General features: G+C 72.4%; 18 protein-coding genes, 1 rRNA gene and 1 pseudogene. 15 read left to right on the top strand and 5 right to left on the bottom strand.

What is annotated here, in order from left to right:
- The 3 genes from rrf to ACFY1U_RS50625 all read left to right on the top strand — a co-directional run.
- Window positions 1–92 (top strand): 5S ribosomal RNA (rrf, locus tag ACFY1U_RS50615); the annotation flags it as partial.
- Between the two features lie 148 nt (window positions 93–240).
- Window positions 241–1,380: a hypothetical protein gene (locus ACFY1U_RS50620; protein WP_390700897.1), complete on the top strand. Its 1,140-nt coding sequence runs from the start codon at window positions 241–243 to the stop codon at window positions 1,378–1,380.
- Window positions 1,317–2,069 (top strand): hypothetical protein, encoded by a 753-nt coding sequence (locus ACFY1U_RS50625; protein WP_390700893.1) that lies wholly within the window; start codon window positions 1,317–1,319, stop codon window positions 2,067–2,069. The genes ACFY1U_RS50620 and ACFY1U_RS50625 overlap by 64 nt, the downstream gene beginning before the upstream one ends.
- Before the next feature lie 55 nt (window positions 2,070–2,124).
- Here ACFY1U_RS50625 and ACFY1U_RS50630 read toward each other — a convergent pair whose 3' ends face one another.
- The gene (locus ACFY1U_RS50630) at window positions 2,125–3,417 is read right to left on the bottom strand and encodes a DUF1015 domain-containing protein (RefSeq protein WP_390700881.1); all 1,293 of its coding nucleotides are present in this window, start codon (window positions 3,415–3,417) and stop codon (window positions 2,125–2,127) included.
- A gap of 72 nt (window positions 3,418–3,489) precedes the next feature.
- On the opposite strand from ACFY1U_RS50630, the gene ACFY1U_RS50635 reads away from it, so the two are divergent.
- The 4 genes from ACFY1U_RS50635 (at window position 3,490) to ACFY1U_RS50650 (ending at window position 7,574) form a co-directional block, all read left to right on the top strand.
- The gene (locus ACFY1U_RS50635) at window positions 3,490–4,518 is read left to right on the top strand and encodes an HAD hydrolase-like protein (RefSeq protein WP_390700882.1); all 1,029 of its coding nucleotides are present in this window, start codon (window positions 3,490–3,492) and stop codon (window positions 4,516–4,518) included.
- 103 nt (window positions 4,519–4,621) lie between these two features.
- Window positions 4,622–5,665 carry a FecCD family ABC transporter permease gene (locus tag ACFY1U_RS50640; RefSeq protein ID WP_390700883.1) on the top strand — a complete coding sequence of 348 codons (1,044 nt, stop codon included), beginning with the start codon at window positions 4,622–4,624 and terminating at the stop codon, window positions 5,663–5,665.
- Window positions 5,662–6,699: a FecCD family ABC transporter permease gene (locus ACFY1U_RS50645; RefSeq protein ID WP_390700884.1), complete on the top strand. Its 1,038-nt coding sequence runs from the start codon at window positions 5,662–5,664 to the stop codon at window positions 6,697–6,699. The genes ACFY1U_RS50640 and ACFY1U_RS50645 overlap by 4 nt, the downstream gene beginning before the upstream one ends.
- Window positions 6,696–7,574, top strand: coding sequence for an ABC transporter ATP-binding protein (locus tag ACFY1U_RS50650; RefSeq protein ID WP_390700885.1), 879 nt, complete (start codon window positions 6,696–6,698; stop codon window positions 7,572–7,574). Before ACFY1U_RS50645 ends, ACFY1U_RS50650 begins: the two co-directional genes overlap by 4 nt.
- Here the strand turns inward: ACFY1U_RS50650 and ACFY1U_RS50655 are convergent.
- Window positions 7,558–7,905 carry an SCP2 sterol-binding domain-containing protein gene (locus ACFY1U_RS50655; RefSeq protein WP_390700886.1) on the bottom strand — a complete coding sequence of 116 codons (348 nt, stop codon included), beginning with the start codon at window positions 7,903–7,905 and terminating at the stop codon, window positions 7,558–7,560. The two genes, ACFY1U_RS50650 and ACFY1U_RS50655, sit on opposite strands and share 17 nt — an antisense overlap.
- 42 nt (window positions 7,906–7,947) lie before the next feature.
- Between ACFY1U_RS50655 and ACFY1U_RS50660 the strand changes: the two genes are divergently transcribed.
- The 6 genes and pseudogenes from ACFY1U_RS50660 to ACFY1U_RS50685 all read left to right on the top strand — a co-directional run bounded on the left by ACFY1U_RS50660 (window position 7,948) and on the right by ACFY1U_RS50685 (window position 13,691).
- Complete coding sequence (locus ACFY1U_RS50660; RefSeq protein WP_390700887.1) at window positions 7,948–8,271, top strand: hypothetical protein; 324 nt, start codon at window positions 7,948–7,950, stop codon at window positions 8,269–8,271.
- A 7-nt stretch (window positions 8,272–8,278) separates the two neighbouring features.
- Window positions 8,279–9,094, top strand: a complete 816-nt coding sequence (locus ACFY1U_RS50665) for a TlyA family RNA methyltransferase (RefSeq protein WP_390700888.1) — start codon at window positions 8,279–8,281, stop codon at window positions 9,092–9,094.
- Window positions 9,091–9,996, top strand: coding sequence for an NAD kinase (locus ACFY1U_RS50670; protein ID WP_099927840.1), 906 nt, complete (start codon window positions 9,091–9,093; stop codon window positions 9,994–9,996). Before ACFY1U_RS50665 ends, ACFY1U_RS50670 begins: the two co-directional genes overlap by 4 nt.
- 179 nt (window positions 9,997–10,175) lie before the next feature.
- Window positions 10,176–11,894, top strand: coding sequence for a DNA repair protein RecN (gene recN, locus ACFY1U_RS50675; protein ID WP_390700894.1), 1,719 nt, complete (start codon window positions 10,176–10,178; stop codon window positions 11,892–11,894).
- A 6-nt stretch (window positions 11,895–11,900) separates the two neighbouring features.
- Window positions 11,901–12,373: pseudogene (locus ACFY1U_RS50680) on the top strand (hypothetical protein).
- Window positions 12,374–12,554: 181 nt separating this feature from the next.
- Window positions 12,555–13,691, top strand: a complete 1,137-nt coding sequence (locus tag ACFY1U_RS50685; RefSeq protein WP_390700889.1) for a glycosyltransferase family 4 protein — start codon at window positions 12,555–12,557, stop codon at window positions 13,689–13,691.
- Window positions 13,692–13,696: 5 nt separating this feature from the next.
- On the opposite strand, the gene ACFY1U_RS50690 is transcribed toward ACFY1U_RS50685, so the two are convergent.
- Window positions 13,697–15,349: a PucR family transcriptional regulator gene (locus tag ACFY1U_RS50690; RefSeq protein WP_390700890.1), complete on the bottom strand. Its 1,653-nt coding sequence runs from the start codon at window positions 15,347–15,349 to the stop codon at window positions 13,697–13,699.
- 82 nt (window positions 15,350–15,431) lie between these two features.
- Here ACFY1U_RS50690 and ACFY1U_RS50695 point away from each other — a divergent pair, with 82 nt between their 5' ends.
- Window positions 15,432–16,391: an LLM class F420-dependent oxidoreductase gene (locus tag ACFY1U_RS50695; protein ID WP_390700891.1), complete on the top strand. Its 960-nt coding sequence runs from the start codon at window positions 15,432–15,434 to the stop codon at window positions 16,389–16,391.
- 200 nt (window positions 16,392–16,591) lie between these two features.
- On the opposite strand, the gene ACFY1U_RS50700 is transcribed toward ACFY1U_RS50695, so the two are convergent.
- The gene (locus tag ACFY1U_RS50700; RefSeq protein WP_390700892.1) at window positions 16,592–17,974 is read right to left on the bottom strand and encodes an FAD-binding oxidoreductase; all 1,383 of its coding nucleotides are present in this window, start codon (window positions 17,972–17,974) and stop codon (window positions 16,592–16,594) included.
- 66 nt (window positions 17,975–18,040) lie between these two features.
- Window positions 18,041–19,843: a glycoside hydrolase family 15 protein gene (locus tag ACFY1U_RS50705; protein ID WP_390700895.1), complete on the bottom strand. Its 1,803-nt coding sequence runs from the start codon at window positions 19,841–19,843 to the stop codon at window positions 18,041–18,043.
- Window positions 19,844–20,312: 469 nt separating this feature from the next.
- Between ACFY1U_RS50705 and ACFY1U_RS50710 the strand changes: the two genes are divergently transcribed.
- Window positions 20,313–20,420: hypothetical protein (locus ACFY1U_RS50710; protein ID WP_390700896.1), on the top strand; the 108-nt coding region annotated here is incomplete at its 3' end.

The following is a 20,420-nucleotide window of genomic DNA, read 5'->3' on the forward strand; positions in this document are numbered from 1 at the left end:
CGCCCGGTTACATTCCGAACCCGGAAGCTAAGCCTTACAGCGCCGATGGTACTGCAGGGGGGACCCTGTGGGAGAGTAGGACGCCGCCGAACAATCTTTGGAAGGACCCCTGGTCCCAGCGTTCAGCTGGGACCAGGGGTCCTTTTGTTTTTACAATGCTTGTGTACCGAAGACAGGAGTCACCGATGTCCACCAACTCTCCCGACGACCGACCGGAGCGCGACCAGCGGCGACGGGACAGTGGGGACCGCGGCGACCGCGGCGGTTACCGCGGTGGTTTCCGTCGGGACGACCGGCGCGATGACAACCGCGGTGGTTCCGACCGCGGTGGCTACGGCCGTCGCGACGACAACCGCCGCGATGACAACCGCCGCGACGACAACCGCGGTGGACACGGCCGGCGTGACGACCGCCCGCGTGACGACCGCGGGGACCGTGGAGGCTTGCGTCGGGACGACAACCGGGGTGGCGGGTACGGCCGTCGGGACGACCGGCGCGAGGGCGACCGTGGCTCCCGTCCGGCATTCCAGCGCGACGACCGCGACCGCGGGCCGCGTCGGGACGACCGGGACCGTGACCGTGGCTTTCGGCGGGACGACCGCGGAGACCGCGGGGAGCGCCCTTCCTTCCGGCGTGACGAGCGCGGCGGTGAGCGGCGCGACAGCGACCGTGGTGGCTTCCGTCGGGACGACAACCGGGGTGGCGGGTACGGCCGTCGGGACGACCGCCGGAGCGATGAGCGCGGCGACCGCGGCGGTTTCCGCAGGGATGATCGTCGGGACGACCGGCGTGACGACACTCGCGGTGGGTCCGACCGTGGTGGCTACGGGCGCCGCGACGACCGCAGGGACGATCGCGACCGTGGCTTCCGCGGCGACGATCGCGACCGCGGCTTCCGGCGCGACGAACGCGGGGAGCGTGGCGAGCGTCCGTCCTTCCGGCGTGACGACCGTGGAGACCGTGGGGACCGCCCCTCCTTCCGCCGTGACGAGCGTGCAGACCGCGGAGAGCGCGGAGAACGTCCGTCGTTCCGCCGTGATGACCGTGGCGAGCGCGGAGAGCGTCCGCCCTTCCGGCGTGACGACCGTGGCGAGCGTCGGGAAGGCGACCGCGGTGGCTTCCGGCGGGACGACACCCGGGGCGAGCGCGGTGGGTTCCGCGGCCGTGATGACCGTGGTGGACGCGGGGGCCCCCGTCGGGACGACCGTGTTGGCCGTCCCGGAGGTTTCCGCGGGCGTGACGACCGGCGCGGCGGTGGTGGCGGCCGGTTCCGTGACGAGCGGGACCGGGACCGCGATCGCGAGCCGATCAAGCGTCTGCCGATCCCCGAGGACGTCACAGGCGACGAGATCGACAAGGACGTACGACAGGAGCTGTTGAGCCTGCCGAAGACGCTCGCGGATGATGTTGCCAAGAACCTCGTAATGGTCGCCCGGCTCATCGATGAGGACCCCGAGCGCGCCTACGCCTACTCCAAGATCGCGCTGCGGCTGGCGTCGCGCGTCGCCGCCGTACGCGAGGCGGGCGGGTTCGCCGCGTACGCGAACCAGAAGTACGCCGAGGCGCTTGCCGAGTTCAGGGCCGCGCGGCGGATGACCGGCAGCGCGGAGCTGTGGCCCGTCATGGCCGACTGCGAGCGTGGGCTCGGACGGCCGGAGAAGGCGCTGGACATGGCCGGGGCGCCCGAGGTGCAGAAGCTGGACAAGGCCGGGCAGGTCGAGATGCGGCTCGTCGCGGCCGGCGCCCGGCGCGACATGGGGCAGCTCGATGCGGCCATCGTGACGCTGCAGAGCCCCGAGCTGGCCTCCAGCTCCGTGCAGCCGTGGACCGCGCGGCTGCGGTACGCCTACGCGGACGCGCTGCTCGCCGCCGGTCGTGAGGGCGAGGCGCGGGAGTGGTTCGCGAAGGCCGTCGAGGCCGACAAGGACGGCAGTACGGACGCCTCGGACCGGCTTGCCGAGCTGGACGGTGTGGAGTTCGTCGACGCCTTCGACGAGAGCGACGAAGGTGACGAGGGCGACGCCACGGAGACCGAGACCACGGCCGAGGCCGAAGACGACAAGGACTGAGTCTGTGAAGAAGGGCGGGACCGTGAGGTCCCGCCCTTTCGCATGTCAGAGGGGCTCAGAGGTCCAGCGCGCGCAGCACCAGCCCCGACGCGGGTTTCGGGCCGAACGAGGTCGACTTGCGGGGCATCGTCACGCCCTGGCGGGCCAGGTCGCGGACGACCTCCTCGCGGACCGGGTGCATCAGGACGGCCGTGCCACCGTCGCGTTCCGCCTTCTCGACCGTGGCCGCCGTGTCGTGGATGTACGCGATACGGGTCGGGTCGTCCTCGGGGATGCGCCAGACGTGGTCGAGGAGCGTGGCATGCAGGACCGTGGCGTCCAGGGTGCGCCAGGCGGCGGGGCGGTCGGCGGGGATCGTACGGGCCAGGAGGTCGGGGTCCGGGCGGTCGATCAGGTGGAAGGCGCCGTCGCCGGTGAGCAGGAAGGCGTTGCCGGCGCAGGCGGCGTCCGCCAGTGCGTCCAGGGCTTCCGGCAGGGGTACGGGCAGGTGTCGTATGCGGAACAGACCGTCCAGAGCGGCGAGTGCGTCGGCGACCGGCAGGCCGTGCAGGAGGCGGTGGATGGCGCGGACGCGCAGCGGGTAGCGGGCGGTGTCGACCAGGAGGACGAGGCCGTAGTCCCAGGGGCTCGGCGAGGTGTGCTCGGTGCGGAGCCGTCGATATGTCGCCCAGCGGTGGTGGCCGTCGGCGATCAGGGCCTGGTGCTGGGCCAGGTCGGACTGGATGCGGGCGAGGTCGGCCGGGTCGGTGACCGACCACAGGCGGTGGCTGTAGCCGTCCTCCGTGGTGGTGGCCAGGAGGGGAGGGTGGTCGGCGACGCGTTCCACGACCTCGATCGCCGAAGACGTCGAGCCGTTGCCGCGGTAGGTCAGGAGCAGGGGTTCGAGGTTCGCGGAGGTGGCGCGCATCAGGGCCGCGCGGTCGGCGACCACGTGCGGCATGACGTCCTCGTGCGGCAGGACCACGCCCTCCGACGGGTCCGAGACGCGCAGGGCGCCGATGATGCCGCGCTGCAGCATTCCGTCGCCGTCGCGCTGCTCGTAGACGTACAGGCCGGGTTCGGAGTCGGTGGTCAGGATGCCCTCGGAGAGCCAGCGGCGCAGGGTGTCGGCGGCCTGTTCGTTGCGGGCCGTGGGGGTGGTGGCCTGCGGAAGGATCAGGCGGACGATGTTGTGCGGGTCGGCGGACTGGAGGTGGTGCAGGCCGTCGGGGCGTACGACGACGTCGTACGGCGGGGACGTCACGGCGGCGAGGCTGCCGACCCGGTCGGGGTCGTAGCGAAGGCCTCGGAACGGGGTGAGTTCCAGGCCTCGGCGCGCCGTTGCTTCCGAGTGACCTGCTGTGTTCATCCCGGCATCGTACGTGTGTCAGTGGCGTGAGGGATGATCGGGGGAAAGCCGTCGAACGAGGAGCGATGTGGAATGAGCCAGAGCGTCAGGAGGAGGCCCGAGGGCAGTGGCCAGGCCCTGAGCGAGGCGTACGACACCGCGCTGCTCGACCTCGACGGTGTGGTGTACGCGGGGGGCAACGCCATCGCGTACGCGGTCGAGTCGCTGGCCACGGCTCGGGCGGGCGGGATGCATCTCGCGTACGTCACCAACAACGCGCTGCGGACGCCGGACACCGTGGCGGATCATCTGACCGAGCTGGGGATACCGACGGGCGCCGATGACGTCATCACCTCCGCCCAGGCGGTCGCGCGGCTGATCAGCGAGCAGGTGCCGGCCGGGGCGCGTGTGCTGGTCATCGGTGGGGAGGGGCTGCGGGTCGCGCTCCGGGAGCGGGGACTTGTGCCCGTCGAGTCGGCGGAGGACGATCCGGCGGCGGTCGTGCAGGGGTACGGCGGGCCCGAGTTGCAGTGGGCGCGGTTCGCGGAGGCCTGTTACGCCATCGCGCGGGGGGTTCCCTGGTACGCGTCCAACACCGACCTGACGATTCCGAGCGCGCGCGGGATCGCTCCGGGCAACGGCGCCGCGGTGGAGGTGGTGCGGATAGCGACCGGCGCCGAACCGCAGGTCGCGGGCAAGCCGTTGCCTCCCATGCACCGGGAGACGATCCTGCGGACGGGCGCCGAGCGGCCGTTGGTGGTCGGGGACCGGCTGGACACGGACATCGAGGGCGCGTTCCACGGGGAGGTCGACTCGCTGCTCGTGCTGACCGGCGTCACCGACGGCGCGCAGCTGCTCGCCGCGCCGCCGCAGCACCGGCCGACGTACGTCGACAGGGATCTGCGCGGGCTGCTCACGGGACAGCCCGAGGTCGTCGAGGCGGGGGACGACTTCCGGTGCGGCGGCTGGACGGCGACGGCGGGTGTGGACCGGCTCGAACTGGACGGTGACGGCGAGGCCTTGGACGGACTGCGGGCGTTGTGCGCGGCGGCCTGGACGGCGGCCGGCGAGGGCGCGTGCGCCCTGGATGCGGGGAAGGCGCTGGCGCGGCTGGAGTTGTGAGGCGATGCGCAGGGCAGGTGGCGGACGGGAGCTGTGAACCGCCCGCCCGGCCGTCGCGACGGGGGATCGGGGGCCAATGCGAGGGTAGGCTAACCTAACTTGCGTGTTGGTCGACCGTCCTCCAGAACCGCGCGCGGAGACCGCCCCCGCGCCCCCAACCCGCCGGGCGATACGTGCCTTTGGGCTCGTCGCATCCGTTGCCGTCCTGGTGCTCGTCGCGCTGGCGAGCATCGCCGTCGGCGCGAAAGAGCTGCCCCTGGAGCAGGTCTGGCACGGGCTGTTCCAGGACACGGGGACGTACGGCGACGTCGTGGTCGACGAGCGGCTGTCGCGGACCCTGCTCGGGCTGCTCGCCGGCGCGGCGCTCGGCCTGTCCGGGGCGGTGCTGCAGGCGCTGACCCGCAATCCGCTGGCCGACCCCGGACTGCTCGGCATCAACGCGGGCGCGTCGGCGGCGGTCGTCACCGCCATGACGTACTTCGGCGTCACGAGCCTGCGCGGCTATGTCTGGTTCGCCTTTTTCGGGGCGGCTGCCGTCGGTGCGCTGGTCTGGTTCCTCGGCGGCAGCCGGGGCGCCACGCCGGTGCGGCTCGCGCTCGCCGGCACCGCGATCAGCGCCGCCCTCTACGGCTATCTGCAGGCCGTGATGATCACGGACGATGCGGCGTTGAACAAAATGCGCTTCTGGACGGTCGGTTCGCTCTCCTCGGCGACCGACTCGACCATCTTGCAGGTACTGCCGTTCCTCGCGGTCGGCACGGTCCTCGCCCTCGCGCTCGCCCGGCCGCTCAACGCCGTGGCCATGGGCGACGACACCGCCAAGGCCCTCGGCGCCCATCTGAACCGCACCCGGGCGCTGTCCATGCTCGCCGCCGTCGTGCTGTGCGGTGCGGCGACCGCCGCCTGCGGGCCGATCGCGTTCGTCGGGCTGATGGTCCCGCACGTCGTACGGTCCTTCACCGGCCCCGACCTGCGCTGGATCCTGCCGTACGCCACGATCCTGTCGCCCGTGCTGCTGCTCGGCGCCGACGTCATCGGCCGGGTCGTCGCCCGTCCCTCGGAGCTCCAGGTGGGCATCATCACCGCGATCATCGGCGGGCCGGTCTTCATCTTTCTCGTACGACGACGGAGGACGGCGCAGCTGTGAGGAGCAACCGTGTGCTGAGGACGCCGGGCGGGCTCTCCGTGCGCCTGGACGTCCGGGCCGCCACCGTCGTCGCCCTGCTGCTGCTCGTCGCGCTCGCCGCGAGCGTCCTGCTGATCGGCACCGGCGACTTCCCGATCTCGGCCGGCGACGTACTGAAGACGCTGGCCGGGGGCGGCAACGCCGGGCAGGAGTTCATCGTCAACGAGCTGCGCCTGCCGCGTGTCCTGGTCGGGCTGCTGGTCGGGGCCTCGCTGGGGCTCGGCGGTGCGCTGTTCCAGGCCGTCACCCGCAATCCGCTGGGCAGCCCGGACGTGCTCGGCCTCGGACAGGGGGCGACAGCCGGGGCGCTCGTGATGATCGTGCTGTTCTCCGGCAGCGCGGCCCAGGTCACCATGGGGGCGCTCGTGGGCGGGCTGGCGACCGGGCTTGCCATCTATCTGCTCGCCTGGAAGCGGGGTGTGCACGGCTATCGGCTGGTCCTGGTCGGAATCGGAGTGTCCGCGATCGTCACGGCGGTCAACAGCTATCTGCTCACGGTCTCCGACCTCGTCGACGCCGCCCGCGCGGTCGTCTGGATGACCGGGTCGCTCAGCGGCCGTGACTGGGAGCAGGTCTGGCCGCTGCTCGGGCTGTGCGCCGTGCTCGTACCGCTGGTCCTCGCCAACGCGCGCGGGCTGCGGATGATGGAGATGGGCGACGACGTCTCGAACGCCCTCGGGGTGCGGGTGGAGCGCGTACGGGCGCTGCTGATGGTGGCCGCCGTGCTGCTCACCGCGACCGCCACCGCCGCCGCGGGACCCGTCAGCTTCGTGGCGCTCACCGCGCCCCAGCTCGCCCGCCGGCTGACTCGGTCGCCCGGCCCCAATCTGCTGTCGTCCCTGTGCATGGGCGCCGCCCTGCTGGTCGGCGCCGACTGGATCTCGCAGCGGGCCTTCGGCGCCGACCAGCTGCCCGTGGGGGTGGTCACCGGCGTCCTCGGCGGTGTCTATCTGCTGTGGCTGCTGGTCACGGAGCGCAGGGCCGGCCGGATATGAGCGAACCCGCGAAGCCGGACATGAGCGGCTCGAAGAACACGAACACCCGAAGGAGCACCGTGAACCGGCTGTCCGCCGAGAACGTCACCCTCGCCTACGACCAGCGGGTCATCGCCGAGCAGCTCTCGGTGGAGATCCCCGACAGCTCGTTCACCGTGATCGTCGGCCCGAACGCGTGCGGCAAGTCCACCCTGCTGCGCGCCCTGTCGCGGATGCTGAAGCCGAGCCAGGGGCGGGTGCTCCTGGACGGGCAGGTGATCCAGTCGATGCCGGCGAAGAAGGTCGCGCGGACGCTGGGTCTGCTGCCGCAGTCGTCGATCGCGCCCGACGGCATCACCGTCGCCGACCTCGTCGGCCGCGGCCGGTACCCGCACCAGGGCCTCCTGCGCCAGTGGTCGGCCGAGGACGAGCGGGTCGTACAGGAGTCGATGGCACGGACCGGCGTCGCCGGGCTCGCCGATCGCCATGTCGACGAATTGTCCGGAGGTCAGCGCCAGCGTGTCTGGATCGCCATGGCGCTCGCCCAGCAGACCCCGCTGCTGCTGCTCGACGAACCGACGACATACCTGGACATCCAGCATCAGATCGACGTCCTCGACCTGTGCGCCGAACTGCACGAGGAGCAGGGCCGCACACTCGTCGCCGTGCTGCACGACCTCAACCACGCCGCCCGGTACGCCACCCATCTCATCGCCCTGCGCGAGGGGCAGGTCATCGCCGAGGGCGCGCCCGGCGACATCGTCACGGCCGAGCTGGTCGAGGAGGTCTTCGGGCTGCGCTGCCAGATCATCGACGACCCGGAGACGGGGACCCCGCTGGTGGTGCCGGCGGCGCGCAAGGCACGCGCGCGCGTGGTGGCTACAGAAGCTTCCTGAGCTGGAACAGGTCGCGCAGGCCTGCCTCCAGCTTGACCCGGCCCGCGCCCCAGGCCTTGGCGAAGTTCAGCTCGCCGTTGACCATGGCCACCAGGTCGTCGCCCTTCATGGTCAGTCTGATCTGGGCCTTCTCCCGCGGTGGGCCCTGGATCGTGTCCTGCACCACGATCCGGCCCCCCGTCATCCTGCCGACGAACGTGATGTCGAGGTCGGTGATCCGGCAGCTCACCGAGCGGTCCAGGGACGCGGCCGTGCGGACGTCCCCTTCGGCGGTCTGCATGTTGTCCGAGAGCTTCTCGAGTGCGGCGCGGCACTCCTCGATCGTGGCCATCGCGATCGACGGTACCCCAGCGGTTCGGGGTAGCGTCTGGGCATGAGCGACTCTGTGCCCGACGCCACGGTGGGGGACGAAACGGTCGAAGTCGAACCCGAGCAGGAACCCGAGTACGACCCCGCCGCCCCCGCGCCCTTGAACGTGCCCCGCACCCCGACCGGCAACGCCGACGTGGACGCCCAGCTGGAGCGCCTCGGCGACGCCGACCACCTCGCCACCGACGGCCACCTCGAGGTGTACGAGGATGTACACCGGGGGCTGCGCGACGCGCTCACCGCGCTCGACGCCCGCCCGGGACCCCCGGCACCCTCGCCGTCGTATGACCAGAGGGCGCCTTCACCCTCGTATGGCCATAGGAGCTGAACCGAACGTGGCAGGAGTCGCACGCCGCCGTCTGGACGCGGAGCTGGTCCGCCGGAAGCTCGCGCGCTCGCGCGAGCATGCCAGCCAGCTGATCGCGGCCGGGCGGGTCACCGTCGGCAAGACCGTCGCGACCAAGCCCGCCACGCAGGTGGAGACCGCGGCGGCGATCGTCGTCACCGCCGACGACAGCGATCCCGAGTACGTGTCCCGGGGCGGGCACAAGCTCGCGGGCGCGCTGCAGGTCTTCGTGCCGCAGGGGCTCGTGGTGAAAGGGCGGCGGGCGCTGGACGCCGGCGCCTCGACCGGCGGGTTCACCGATGTGCTGCTGCGCTCGGGGGCCGCGCACGTCGTCGCCGTGGACGTCGGATACGGACAACTCGCCTGGACTCTTCAGAGCGATGAACGCGTCACCGTCAAGGACCGTACGAACGTACGCGAGTTGACGCTTGAAGAGATCGATGGTGAGCCTGTGGATCTTGTCGTGGGGGATCTGTCCTTCATCCCGCTCGGGCTGGTCCTGCCCGCCCTGGTGCGGTGTGTGAAGCCGGACGCCGACCTGGTGATGATGGTCAAGCCGCAGTTCGAGGTGGGGAAGGAACGGCTGGGCAGTGGGGGAGTGGTACGGAGTTCCGAGCTGAGGGCGGAGGCCGTGCGGGGTGTGGCCCACAAGGCGTGGGAACTCGGGCTCGGGGTGAAGGGTGTCACCGCCAGTCCGTTGCCCGGACCTTCCGGGAATGTCGAGTACTTTCTGTGGCTGCGGACCGGGGCACCCGAACTGGACCCGGCCGACGTTGACCGTGCAGTGGCGGAGGGGCCGCGTTGACCCAGAACCGAGCTCGTACAGTTTTCCTGCTCGCCCACACCGGGCGGCCCGCGGCCATCCGCAGCGCCGAACTCGTGGTCAAGGGGCTGCTCCGGGAGGGCATCGGCGTGCGTGTCCTGGAGTACGAGGCGGCCGATCTGCCGCTGCCCGAGGAGGTGCAGCTGGTCAAGGAGGCCACTCCGCAGTGCCTGGACGGGTGCGAGCTGCTGATCGTGCTCGGGGGTGACGGGACGCTGCTGCGGGGCGCCGAGTTCGCCCGGGCGTCCGGGGTGCCGATGCTCGGCGTCAACCTGGGGCGGGTCGGGTTCCTCGCCGAGGCCGAGCGGGACGATCTCGACAAGGTCGTCGACCGGGTGGTGACGAAGGCGTACGAGGTCGAGGAGCGGATGACCGTCGATGTCGTCGTTCACCAGAACGGGAACATCGTGCACACGGACTGGGCGCTGAACGAGGCGGCGGTGCAGAAGGCCGGCGCCGAGAAGCTCCTTGAAGTCGTGCTGGAGATCGACGGGCGGCCGGTTACCGGGTTCGGGTGCGACGGCATCGTGCTGTCGACGCCCACCGGGTCGACGGCCTATGCGTTCTCCGCGGGCGGGCCTGTGGTGTGGCCCGAAGTGGAAGCGCTGCTGATGGTGCCGATCAGCGCACATGCGTTGTTCGCCAAGCCGTTGGTCACGTCGCCGGATTCGGTGCTCGCGGTTGAGGTGCTGCCTCATATTCCGCCGGGTGTGTTGTGGTGTGACGGGCGGCGGACGGTGGAGTTGCCGCCGGGGGCGCGGGTCGAGGTGCGGCGGGGGGCTGTGCCGGTGCGGCTGGCCCGGCTGCACCATGCGTCGTTCACGGATCGGCTGGTGGCGAAGTTTGCGTTGCCGGTTTCCGGGTGGCGCGGGGCGCCTCACTAGCCATCTGTGAGGGGTGGTGTGGGCACGCGGGCGGCTGCGGGTCGTAAGGGGCGCTCCACTCTGCCGAGTGACAATGTGCCGCCGATACACATTCGTCACCTGCACCTTCACACAACCGGGGCAGGGGGCGTCGCACTCGGCGCCCCCGACCTCGTAAGGTCGTGTCCGTGCTGGAAGAGATGCGGATACGGTCGCTCGGAGTCATCGACGACGCGGTCGTCGAGCTGTCGCCCGGGTTCACTGCCGTCACCGGTGAGACGGGTGCGGGCAAGACCATGGTGGTCACCAGCCTCGGGCTGTTGCTGGGTGGGCGGGCGGACCCTGCGCTCGTGCGGATCGGGGCCGAGAAGGCGGTAGTGGAGGGGCGGATCGCCGTGCCCGCGGGCGCCTCGGCCGTCGTACGCGCCGAGGAGGCGGGGGCCGAGCTCGACGACGGGGCGCTGCTGATCAGCCGTACCGTTTCCGCCGAGGGGCGGTCGCGGGCGCATGTGGGCGGGCGCAGTGTGCCCGTGGGGCTGCTCGCCGATCTTGCCGACGATCTCGTGGCCGTGCACGGGCAGACCGATCAGCAGGGGCTGCTGAAGCTGTCCCGGCAGCGGCAGGCGCTGGACCGGTACGCGGGGGACGCCGTCGCGGGACCGCTCGCCAAGTACGGCGAGGCGTACCGGCGGCTGCGGGCCGTCTCCGTCGAGCTGGAAGAGATCACCACGCGCGCGCGTGAGCGGGCCCAGGAAGCCGACATGCTGCGGTACGGGCTCGACGAGATCGCCGGCGTGGAGCCGCGCGCCGGGGAGGACGTGGAGCTGGCGGAGGAGGCCGAGCGGCTCGGACACGCGGAGGCCCTGTCGTCCGCCGCCACGGCCGCGCACGCCGCCCTGGCCGGCAACCCGGAGGATCCCGAGGGCATCGACGCCGCCACGCTCGTCGCGGGGGCTCAGCGGGCCCTGGACGCCGTGCGGGCGCACGACCCGGCGCTGGCCGCGCTCGCCGACCGGATCGGGGAGATCGGGATCCTGCTGGGCGATGTCGCCGGGGAGCTGGCGGGGTACGCCGACGACCTGGACGCGGATCCCCTGCGGCTGGCGGCCGTCGAGGAACGCCGGGCGGCGCTCACCGGTCTGACCCGGAAGTACGGCGAGGACATCGACTCCGTGCTCGCGTGGGCCGAGCGGAGTGCCGCGCGGCTGACCGAGCTGGACGGCGACGACGAGCGGATCGACGAGCTGACCGCAGAACGGGACGCGTTGCGGACCGAACTGGGCGGCCTTGCCCAGGCCTTGACGGATGCGCGGGCGGAGGCGGCTGAGCGGTTCGCGGCCGCCGTGACGGCGGAGCTCGCCTCGCTCGCGATGCCGCACGCGCGCGTGTCGTTCGACATCCGGCAGACCGAGGACCCGGAGGGCGTGGAGGTCGGCGGGCGTGCGGTCGCCTACGGGCCGTCCGGCGTCGACGAGGTCGAGCTGCTGCTGGCCCCGCACCCGGGGGCGCCGCCCCGGCCCATCGCCAAGGGTGCGTCCGGGGGTGAGCTGTCGCGTGTGATGCTGGCCGTAGAGGTCGTCTTCGCGGGGACGGATCCCGTGCCGACGTATCTCTTCGACGAGGTCGACGCCGGTGTCGGCGGCAAGGCGGCGGTCGAGATCGGGCGGCGGCTGGCGAAGCTCGCGAAGACCGCGCAGGTCGTGGTCGTGACCCACCTGCCGCAGGTGGCCGCCTTCGCCGACCGGCAGTTGCTGGTCGAGAAGACCAACGACGGGTCCGTGACCCGGTCCGGTGTGAAGGTGCTCGAGGGTGAGGAGCGGGTGCGGGAGCTGTCCCGGATGCTCGCCGGCCAGGAGGATTCCGAGACCGCTCGGGCGCACGCGGAGGAACTGCTGGCGACGGCCCGGGCGGATGTCTAGGAGGCCCTGAGTGCCAAGCCGCCCGGTGGGCGCGGGCGTTGGGAGCGGAAGAACCACGCGGGGCCACGGTCGACTTGTACGCCGGCCCCGCGGCCACGGTCGCGGCGGCCCCCGGCGCGGCTTCCGGGATCGTCTCTCCGCCCTCCGGGAGGGCGAGGTCACCAGCGGCGCGGTCAGGCTGTCCGGGATCTCCGCTGCGGGGCTCGTCGCGGGTGCGTTGCTCAAGGAGCGGGCTGCCGGCAAGGCGCTCGCGGGCGTCGTGATCGCCTCAGCGCCCACTTCGTCGACCTCGTGGACGTACGGCCGCCGTGGGCGCCGGGCGCGGCTCTGGGTGCCGCCGTCGTCGCAGGCAAGCGACGCGCCGGCCTCCTCGCGCACGCCGCCGCCTCGTGGCCGCGGCGGCGTACGGTGACGAGATGAGCGAGGCGGCGCGGTCGTGGGGCGGGGGCCAGGCGCGCCTTTCTCACTCGTGCGAGTGACCAATCCCACCGCCCCACAGGCCCCGTGCGGCACCTGCGTCTCCTTCTCGTTGTCGGAACACCCGTACGTCCTGGCATCCTTGGCGTAGTACGTGGAGGAAACCCGCGGTACACCCCCTCCGCTCGATCCTTCTGTACTTTCTTCGTGACCGCCCGACGCCGAACCAGGAGCCCCGGCCACGTGAGCCCCGTGAGCAGCCACTCACCGCACGGTCAGTCGCCCCTGCGCACCGTGCAGGTGCTGGGCGGCGGCAACGCCGGCAGCAGCGCGCATGTGCGTTCGCTGGCGGCGGGGCTCGTGGCACGGGGCTTGCGGGTCACCGTCTGCGCCCCTGTCGAGGCCGATCGCGCCTACGACTTCACGGGGACCGGCGCCGACCATGTGCATGTGCCGCGCAGCAGCGACCCGGGAGCCGTGACCGCGCTGCGGGACGCGTGCAAGGACGCCGACCTGGTGCACGCGCATGGGCTGCACGCCTCCTTCCGGGCAGCGCTGGCGCTCAGCGGCCGGCGCACCCCACTCGTCGTCACCTGGCACAACCGCGCGCATGCCGAGGGAGCTCGCGCCCATCTGCTGCGGCTGTTGGAGCGGCGGGTCGTGAAGGCCGCCACCGTGGTGCTCGGCACCTCCTCGGACCTCGTGGACCTGGCCCGCCGGACCGGGGCGCGGGACGCCCGGCTGGCCGCCGTGGCGCTGCCCGGGCCGCCTCCGGGCGCGGAGCCGGAGGACCCCGACCGCCCGAGCTCCAAGGTCCGCGCCGAACTGGGCGCCACGGGCCGCCCGTTGCTGATGGCCGTCGGCTCCCTCGACCGGCACCGCGGTTACGAGACCCTGCTGGACGCCACGCGCGCGTGGCGGCGACTCGACCCCGTGCCGCTCGTCGTGATCGCGGGGGAGGGCCCGCTGCGGACCGTGCTGCAGCGCCGCATCGAGGACGAAGGGCTGCCCGTCCGGCTCATCGGGCGGCGCGACGACGTGCGGGTGCTGCTCGCCGCCGCCGATCTCGCACTGCTGCCCAGCAGTTGGGAATCGCGTTCCGTGCTCGCCCAGGAGGCGCTCCACGCGCGCGTGCCGCTCGTCGCGACCCGTGTCGGCGGCATCCCCGAACTCGTCGGCGACGCCGCCGAACTCGTCCCGTACGGGGACGCGGAGGCCCTCGCCGACGCCGTCACCGGGCTCCTCGGCGATCCGGAGCGCCGTGAGCTGCTCAGGGAGAAGGGCATCCGGCAGGCCGCCACCTGGCCGACGGAGGACGAGACCGTCGCCCAAGTGCTCAGCGTCTACGACGAGTTGACCCAGCACCGGCCGCTCGCCTGACGTGTCTAAGAGGCGTGCCTACGTGCGCGCAGCGCGAGGCTCAACGCCAGTACGGTCTGCGGGTCGTCGAGATCGGTGCCGAGCAACTCGCCGATCCGGGCGAGGCGGTTGTAGAGGGTCTGCCGGTTGAGGTGGAGTTCGCGGGCCGTCTCCGCCTTGCGGCCCGCGTGCGCCAGATATGTCTCCAGGGTGGGCAGCAGGGGCGGCTTGGAGCGGCTGTCGTGGTCGCGGAGCGGGCCGATCGCCCGGTCCACGAAGGCCGCCAGGTCCGGGTGGTCGCGCAGCCGCCACAGCAGCAGGTCGATGTCGAGGCGGCGGGCGTCGTACCAGGGGCGGTCCGACAGGCCCTGCGCCGCGGTCGCCGTCTCGGCCGCGTGCCGAAGGCCCGCCGACGCCGCCGCCCAGCCGCCCGCCACCCCGACGACCACCACCGGCGGCTGCGCCCCCGGACGCTGTATCCCGGCCCGCTCCACGCCCGTCCGCAGCGCCGCCGCGACCCGGTCCGCGACCACCGACCGCTCCGCCTCCGCACGCAGGCCCAGCAGCAGCGGCACGCGGCCCTCGACGGGCCGTACGCCCAACAGGACAGGAACCCCCACCGAGGCCAGCTCCTCGGCGACCGCGCGTGCCAGCACCGCCCAGCCCCCGCCCGGCGACAGCGTGTCGCCCAGCCGCATCACCACCGGCAGCAGCGGGCTGTTGCCGGGCTTGAAGCCCAGCACGCGTGCCTGCGCGGGCGCGTCCTCCGCGGCGATACGGCCCTCGGCGAGATCGGTGAGGAAGTCCCCGCGGCCGCGCGCCGCCAGCTCCTCCTCCTGCCGGGCCTGCATCAGCACGACGGCCAGGATCCCGGCCGCCCGTTCGGCCGCGATCCGGTGCACCGGGGCCAGCGGGGCCCGTACCGGGAGGAGGACCAGGCGGGCGCGTACCGAACCCGTGCCCGGCCCGCCGCCGGGCACGTCCACGAGGACCGACCCCGACGGCGGCGGGGCGTCCTTGTGCCCGCGCAGCCCCTCCCACACCTGGAGCGGGTCCGCGCCCTCGGGGCCGGCCCCGGCGGCGTACAGCAGCTGTCCGTCCGTCGTCTCCAGGAAGACGGGGTTGCCGCTGAAGTCGGCGAGGATGCCGAGCACCTGGGGCACCCCGCCACCACCCAGCAGGGCCTCGGTACAGCGGCGGTGCACCTCCTCGGCCCGCTGCAGCAGCGCGTAGTGGCCGTTGACGATCTCGGTGTGGATCTCCTCCGTGACCGCCACGAAGGGCACCTCGCGGTGCAGCTGGACCAACGGCAGCCCGGCCGCGCGCGCCGTGTCGACGAGCGCGGCGGGCAGGCGGGTGAAGCGCGGGCCGAGCTCCACGACGAGGGCCGCGATACCGCGCTCGGCCAGGGTGCGCACGAACGCCCGCTGCTCGGCCGGCCGGGTGCCGAGACCGTAGCCGGTGGTCAGCAGCAGCTCGCCGCCCTTGAGCAGCGAGGCGATGTGCGGCACCTCGCCCGCGTGCACCCAGCGCACGGTGCGCTGCAGCCGGTCGGCGCCCGCGAGGACCTCCGGCAGCCCGCTGCGCAGACCCGGCAGCTCCAGGGCCCGCTGCACGGTGATCCCGGCCCCGTGCGTGTCGAATCTGCTGCCCGTACCGCTGTCCGTACTGCTGTCCATGAGCCGGACGCTACCCGCGCGGGTGCCTTCGGGACATCTCCGGGCGGGGTTGGGGCCTCGACGGCCGGGTAGCGGCCGGGGCATGGACTTCAGTGTGGTTGCCGTGGGGCGGGAGGACGACAGTCCGGTGGACGAGCCGCTGCGGGTGGCGGCGCTCGCCGACCGGCTCGGCTACCGGGAGGTGTGGGCCGGGGAGGGGCCGACCTGGGACTCCTTCGTACTGGCCGCCGCGATCGGCGGGGTGACCGAACAGGCGGCGCTGACCGCCGGGCCCGTCCCGGTGTCCGTGCGCGACCCGTACAGCCTCGCCCGCGGTACCGCGTCGGTCGCCGCGGTCACCGGACGGGCCGTCGGTGTGGCGCTGGGCACCTCCAGCAGACGGGTCGTCGAGGGCGTGCACGGGCGGCCCCGGACGCGCCCCGCGGCCGTACTGGAGGAGACGTCGGCAGCGCTGCGGGGGCTGCTGCACGCCCCACCGGGCGAGCCCGTCGTCCCCGGCAGCACCTTCCGGCGCCGGCTTCCGCCGCACGGCGGCCCGCTCACCGTCTCCGCCTTCGGGGACCGCGCGATCGCCACCGCCGCCGCGCACGCCGACCGCATGCTGCTCGACATCGTCACCCCGGAGCAGGTGCGCGCACTGCGCGCCGAGCTGCTCGCGGCGGCCGGGAAGGCGGGCCGTACGCCGCCCACGCTCGCCGCCTGGCTGCCTGCCGCCGTCGATCCGGAGCCGGAGTCCCTCGCCCAGGTCCTGCGGAGCGTCGCCGGGTATCTGACCGTGCCGGGCTACAGCGACGTGTTCACGGCGGCGGGCTTCGGGGAGGCGGTGGAGCTGGCCGCGACCGGCGCCGATCCCGACACCCTGGTACGCGCCCTGCCGCCCGAAGCCGCGGGCACGGTCGGCCTGGTCGGCGATGCCGACGCCGTACGCGCCCGTATCGACGCCTATGCCGAGGCCGGGCTGGACGAGATCGCCCTCGTGCCGGCGACGGCCGGTGATCCGGCGGGGGAGCGCACGCTCGAGGCGCTGCGAGGCCATGTCTGAACCGGCCGGGGTTCCACATGCGGGCTCCCAGCGGCCTCGGTGAAGTCCGCTGCCCCGCGACGGAGCGCGAACCGGCACAGCGGCAGCGCCCCGAAGGAGCGCGCGGCTGTACTCACATGCGGCTCCCCCGGGCGGGCGCGACCGACCACGACTGCGCCGCGGACGACCCACGGCCCATCGCTGCCCATCCCGCGGAGCGCTCAGAGCGGCCTGATGTTGTGGTTGAAGCGGAAGACGTTGTCCGGGTCGTAGCGCCGCTTCAGCTCGCCCAGGCGCCGGGTGTTCTCGGCGCCCAGACCGGCGACCACCCGCTCGGGGCCCTCGTCTCCGATGAAGTTGAGGTAGATCGCGCCGGTGCTCCACGGACGGACGTCGGCGCGCACGTCCCGCACCCACCGCAGGCACCGCTCGTCGTCCGCCGGGTCCTGCCAGATGCCGAAGGGGTGCACCGCCCACGGCGCGTCCCGGTAGGGCACGGGGTACTCGTGCGGACCGTCCGCGATCGCGCCGCCCTGGGGGAGCAGCACATGCCGGGTGCCGGTCGGCACGGGCACCGAGTCGCCGCGGGCGCAGTAGACGTCCACGAGCTCGTCGGGCAGACCCGTCAGATACTCCGCCGACCAGTAGTTCCGCAGGTCCGGCGGGTCGTCGAACATGGTCTGGAAGTCGGCGTACGGGACCGCGCCGACGATCTCCGCCTCGTGCGGCAGCGCAAGCAACGGCTCGGCCAGCTTCCGCATGTCCGCCTCACCGCCGGCGTACGCGACCAGCGCTCCGCACGTCAACGTGCCGACCAGGTGCGACGGTACGAACTCCTCGGGCGGCCCGGCGAAGTAGAGGACGGCGCCGGACGCCTCCACCGGGGCGGCCGTGATGATCTCGCGATAGGTGCGTACGACATCGCGGCCGAACTCCGGGAGATACAGCACCAACGCGATGGAGAACCGGGGCAGTTCGTGCAACTTCAGGGTGATCGCGGTGGCGATGCCGAAGTTGCCTCCACCGCCGTGCAACGCCCAGAACAGCTCGGGGTTCTCGTCGGCGTTGGCGTGTATCCGTGTGCCGTCGGCGGTGACCAGTTCGACGCCGAGGAGGTTGTCGACCGCGAGGCCGAAGGCGCGGTCCAGCCAGCCCGTGCCGCCGCCCAGGACATAGCCGCCGACGCCGGTCGTCGAAGCCCGGCCGCCGGTGGTCGCCAGGTCGTACGGCTCGGTCGCCCGGTCCAGGTCGCTCATGGTGGCGCCGCCCGCGATCCGTACCGCCTCGGCCGCGGGGTCCACGGTGACGGCGCGCATGTGGCGCAGGTCCACGACCAGCCCGCCGTCGTTCACCGCCATGCCCGCCACGCTGTGCCCGCCGCCGCGCACGGCGATCTTCAGGTCCAGCTCCCGGCCGAAGCGCACCGCCCGGACGACATCGGCCTCGTCCACGCACTGCGCGATCACCGCCGGCCGCCGGTCGATCAGCGCGTTGAAGACCGCCCGCGCCTCGTCGTAGCCCACATCCCCCGGGGCGAACACATCGCCGACCAGATCCTCGCGCAGCGCGGCGAGGGCCGCGCCCGCCTTCGACGGGGAAGCCATGGGGCGCCCCCTTCCGTACAGGGGCTGTTGGCTCCAGCGTAGGCGGGCCCGGCTCGGCGGTCCTGTTCAGCCGCCGTAGGCTCCCGAGGCCGTCAGGCGCAGTGCCGTGTCGATGAGCGGGACGTGGCTGAAGGCCTGCGGGAAGTTGCCGACCTGGCGCTGGAGGCGCGGGTCCCACTCCTCGGCGAGCAGACCGAGGTCGTTGCGGAGCGCGAGCAGCTTCTCGAACAGCTTGCGGGCCTCGTCCACGCGGCCGATCATCGCCAGGTCGTCCGCCATCCAGAACGAGCAGGCCAGGAACGCCCCTTCGTCACCGGGCAGGCCGTCGACACCCTCGCTGGAACCCTCCGTGGGGTAGCGCAGGATGAAGCCGTCCGGTGTGGACAGCTCACGCTGGATCGCCTCGATCGTGCCGATGACGCGCTTGTCGTCGGGGGGCAGGAAGCCCATCTGCGGGATCAGCAGCAGCGAGGCGTCCAGCTCCTTGGAGCCGTACGACTGCGTGAAGGTGTTGCGCTCCTTGTCGTAGCCCTTCTCGCACACGTCCCGGTGGATGTCGTCGCGCAGTTCGAGCCAGCGCTCCAGCGGGCCGTCCGCGTCACCGGACTCGATGAGCTTGATGGTGCGGTCGACGGCGACCCAGGCCATGACCTTGGAGTGCACGAAGTGGCGGCGCGGGCCGCGCACCTCCCAGATGCCCTCGTCCGGCTCGTCCCAGTGCTGCTCCAGGTAGCGGATCAGCTTGAGCTGCAGCAGGGAGGCGTAGTCGCTGCGGGCGAGGCCGGTCATGTGGCCCAGGTGCAGGGCCTCGGTGACCTCGCCGTACACGTCCAGCTGGAGCTGGTGGGCGGCGCCGTTGCCGACGCGCACGGGCGCGGAGTTCTCGTAGCCCGGCAGCCAGTCCAGCTCCGCCTCGCCCAGCTCGCGCTCGCCCGCGATGCCGTACATGATCTGCAGGTTCTCGGGGTCGCCGGCGACCGCCCTGAGCAGCCACTCGCGCCAGGCGCGGGCCTCCTCGCGGTAGCCGGTGCGCAGCAGCGAGGACAGGGTGATCGCCGCGTCGCGCAGCCAGGTGTAGCGGTAGTCCCAGTTGCGGACGCCGCCGATGTCCTCCGGCAGGGAGGTCGTCGGCGCGGCGACGATGCCGCCGGTCGGGGCGTACGTCAGCGCCTTCAGGGTGATCAGGGAGCGGACCACCGCCTCGCGGTACGGGCCGTGGTAGGTGCAGTGCTCGACCCACTCCCGCCAGAACTCCTCCGTCGCCTCCAGCGAGGCCTCCGGCTCCGGCAGCGGCGGCGGCTCCTTGTGCGAAGGCTGCCAGGAGATGGTGAAGGCGATGCGGTCACCGGGAGCGACCGTGAAGTCCGAGTACGTGGTCAGCGACTTGCCGTAGGTCTCGCACTCGGTGTCGTACCAGACGGAGTCCGGGCCGGCCACGGCGACCGTACGGCCGTCGTGCTTGTGCACCCAGGGCACGACCCGGCCGTACGAGAAACGCATCCTGAGGGCCGAGCGCATCGGGACGCGGCCGGAGACGCCCTCGACGATGCGGATCAGCTGGGGGGCGCCGTCACGCGGGGGCATGAAATCCGTCACTCGGACCGTGCCGCGCGGGGTGTCCCACTCGGATTCCAGGATCAGGGAGTCGCCGCGGTAGCTGCGCCGGGCCGCCGTCGGGGGCTGCGCATCGGACGCGTGGGCGGGGCCGAGCCGCCAGAAGCCGTGTTCCTCGGTGCCCAGCAGGCCGGCGAAGATGGCGTGCGAGTCGAAGCGGGGCAGGCACAGCCAGTCCACTGTGCCGTCCCGGCAGACCAAGGCGGCGGTCTGCATGTCTCCGATGAGTGCGTAGTCTTCGATGCGCCCGGCCACGTGCAACTCCAGTCGAACGGCCACGTCACCCCCGTGAAAGAAGGGGGCTGTCGCTTATTGCGGTCAAGGGGTCGTTGTAATGCGTCGTTGAGCGGTGAAGCAAAGCAGTCGTCCTGGCCGTGTGGCAAAACGACAATTGATGCTCAACGAACTGACGAGCTCTCGTTGTTCCGGTCATCACGTGCGGGGGTGGTGCCGTGTACCCGGCCGGGCTCGGCAGCGAGTGTCCGAGCAGGATACGACGCACGTAGATGATCTGCGTGCCGCTCCGGGCAACCCGACTAGGCCGAACGGGTGAGCAACGGGTGAGAAACGCGAAGGACCGTGCGGGTCTGTGGTGACTCGTGTGCGGTGCGTGGCCGGAAGCCATCTCCTCTGGGCGCTGATACCCTGGTAGCCCGTGGACCGGTGGGCGAGAAATCCCCGGCACCGCACCTCGAACCGCGACCACGGGAGCCCCCTCTTGGCCATGCCGCCGAAATCTACGACGACCAAGCACATCTTCGTCACCGGGGGTGTCGCCTCCTCGCTGGGCAAGGGCCTGACCGCCTCCAGCCTGGGCATGCTCCTCAAGGCG

The sequence above is a fragment of the Streptomyces sp. NPDC001351 genome (assembly GCF_042896045.1).
Classification (GTDB): domain Bacteria; phylum Actinomycetota; class Actinomycetes; order Streptomycetales; family Streptomycetaceae; genus Streptomyces.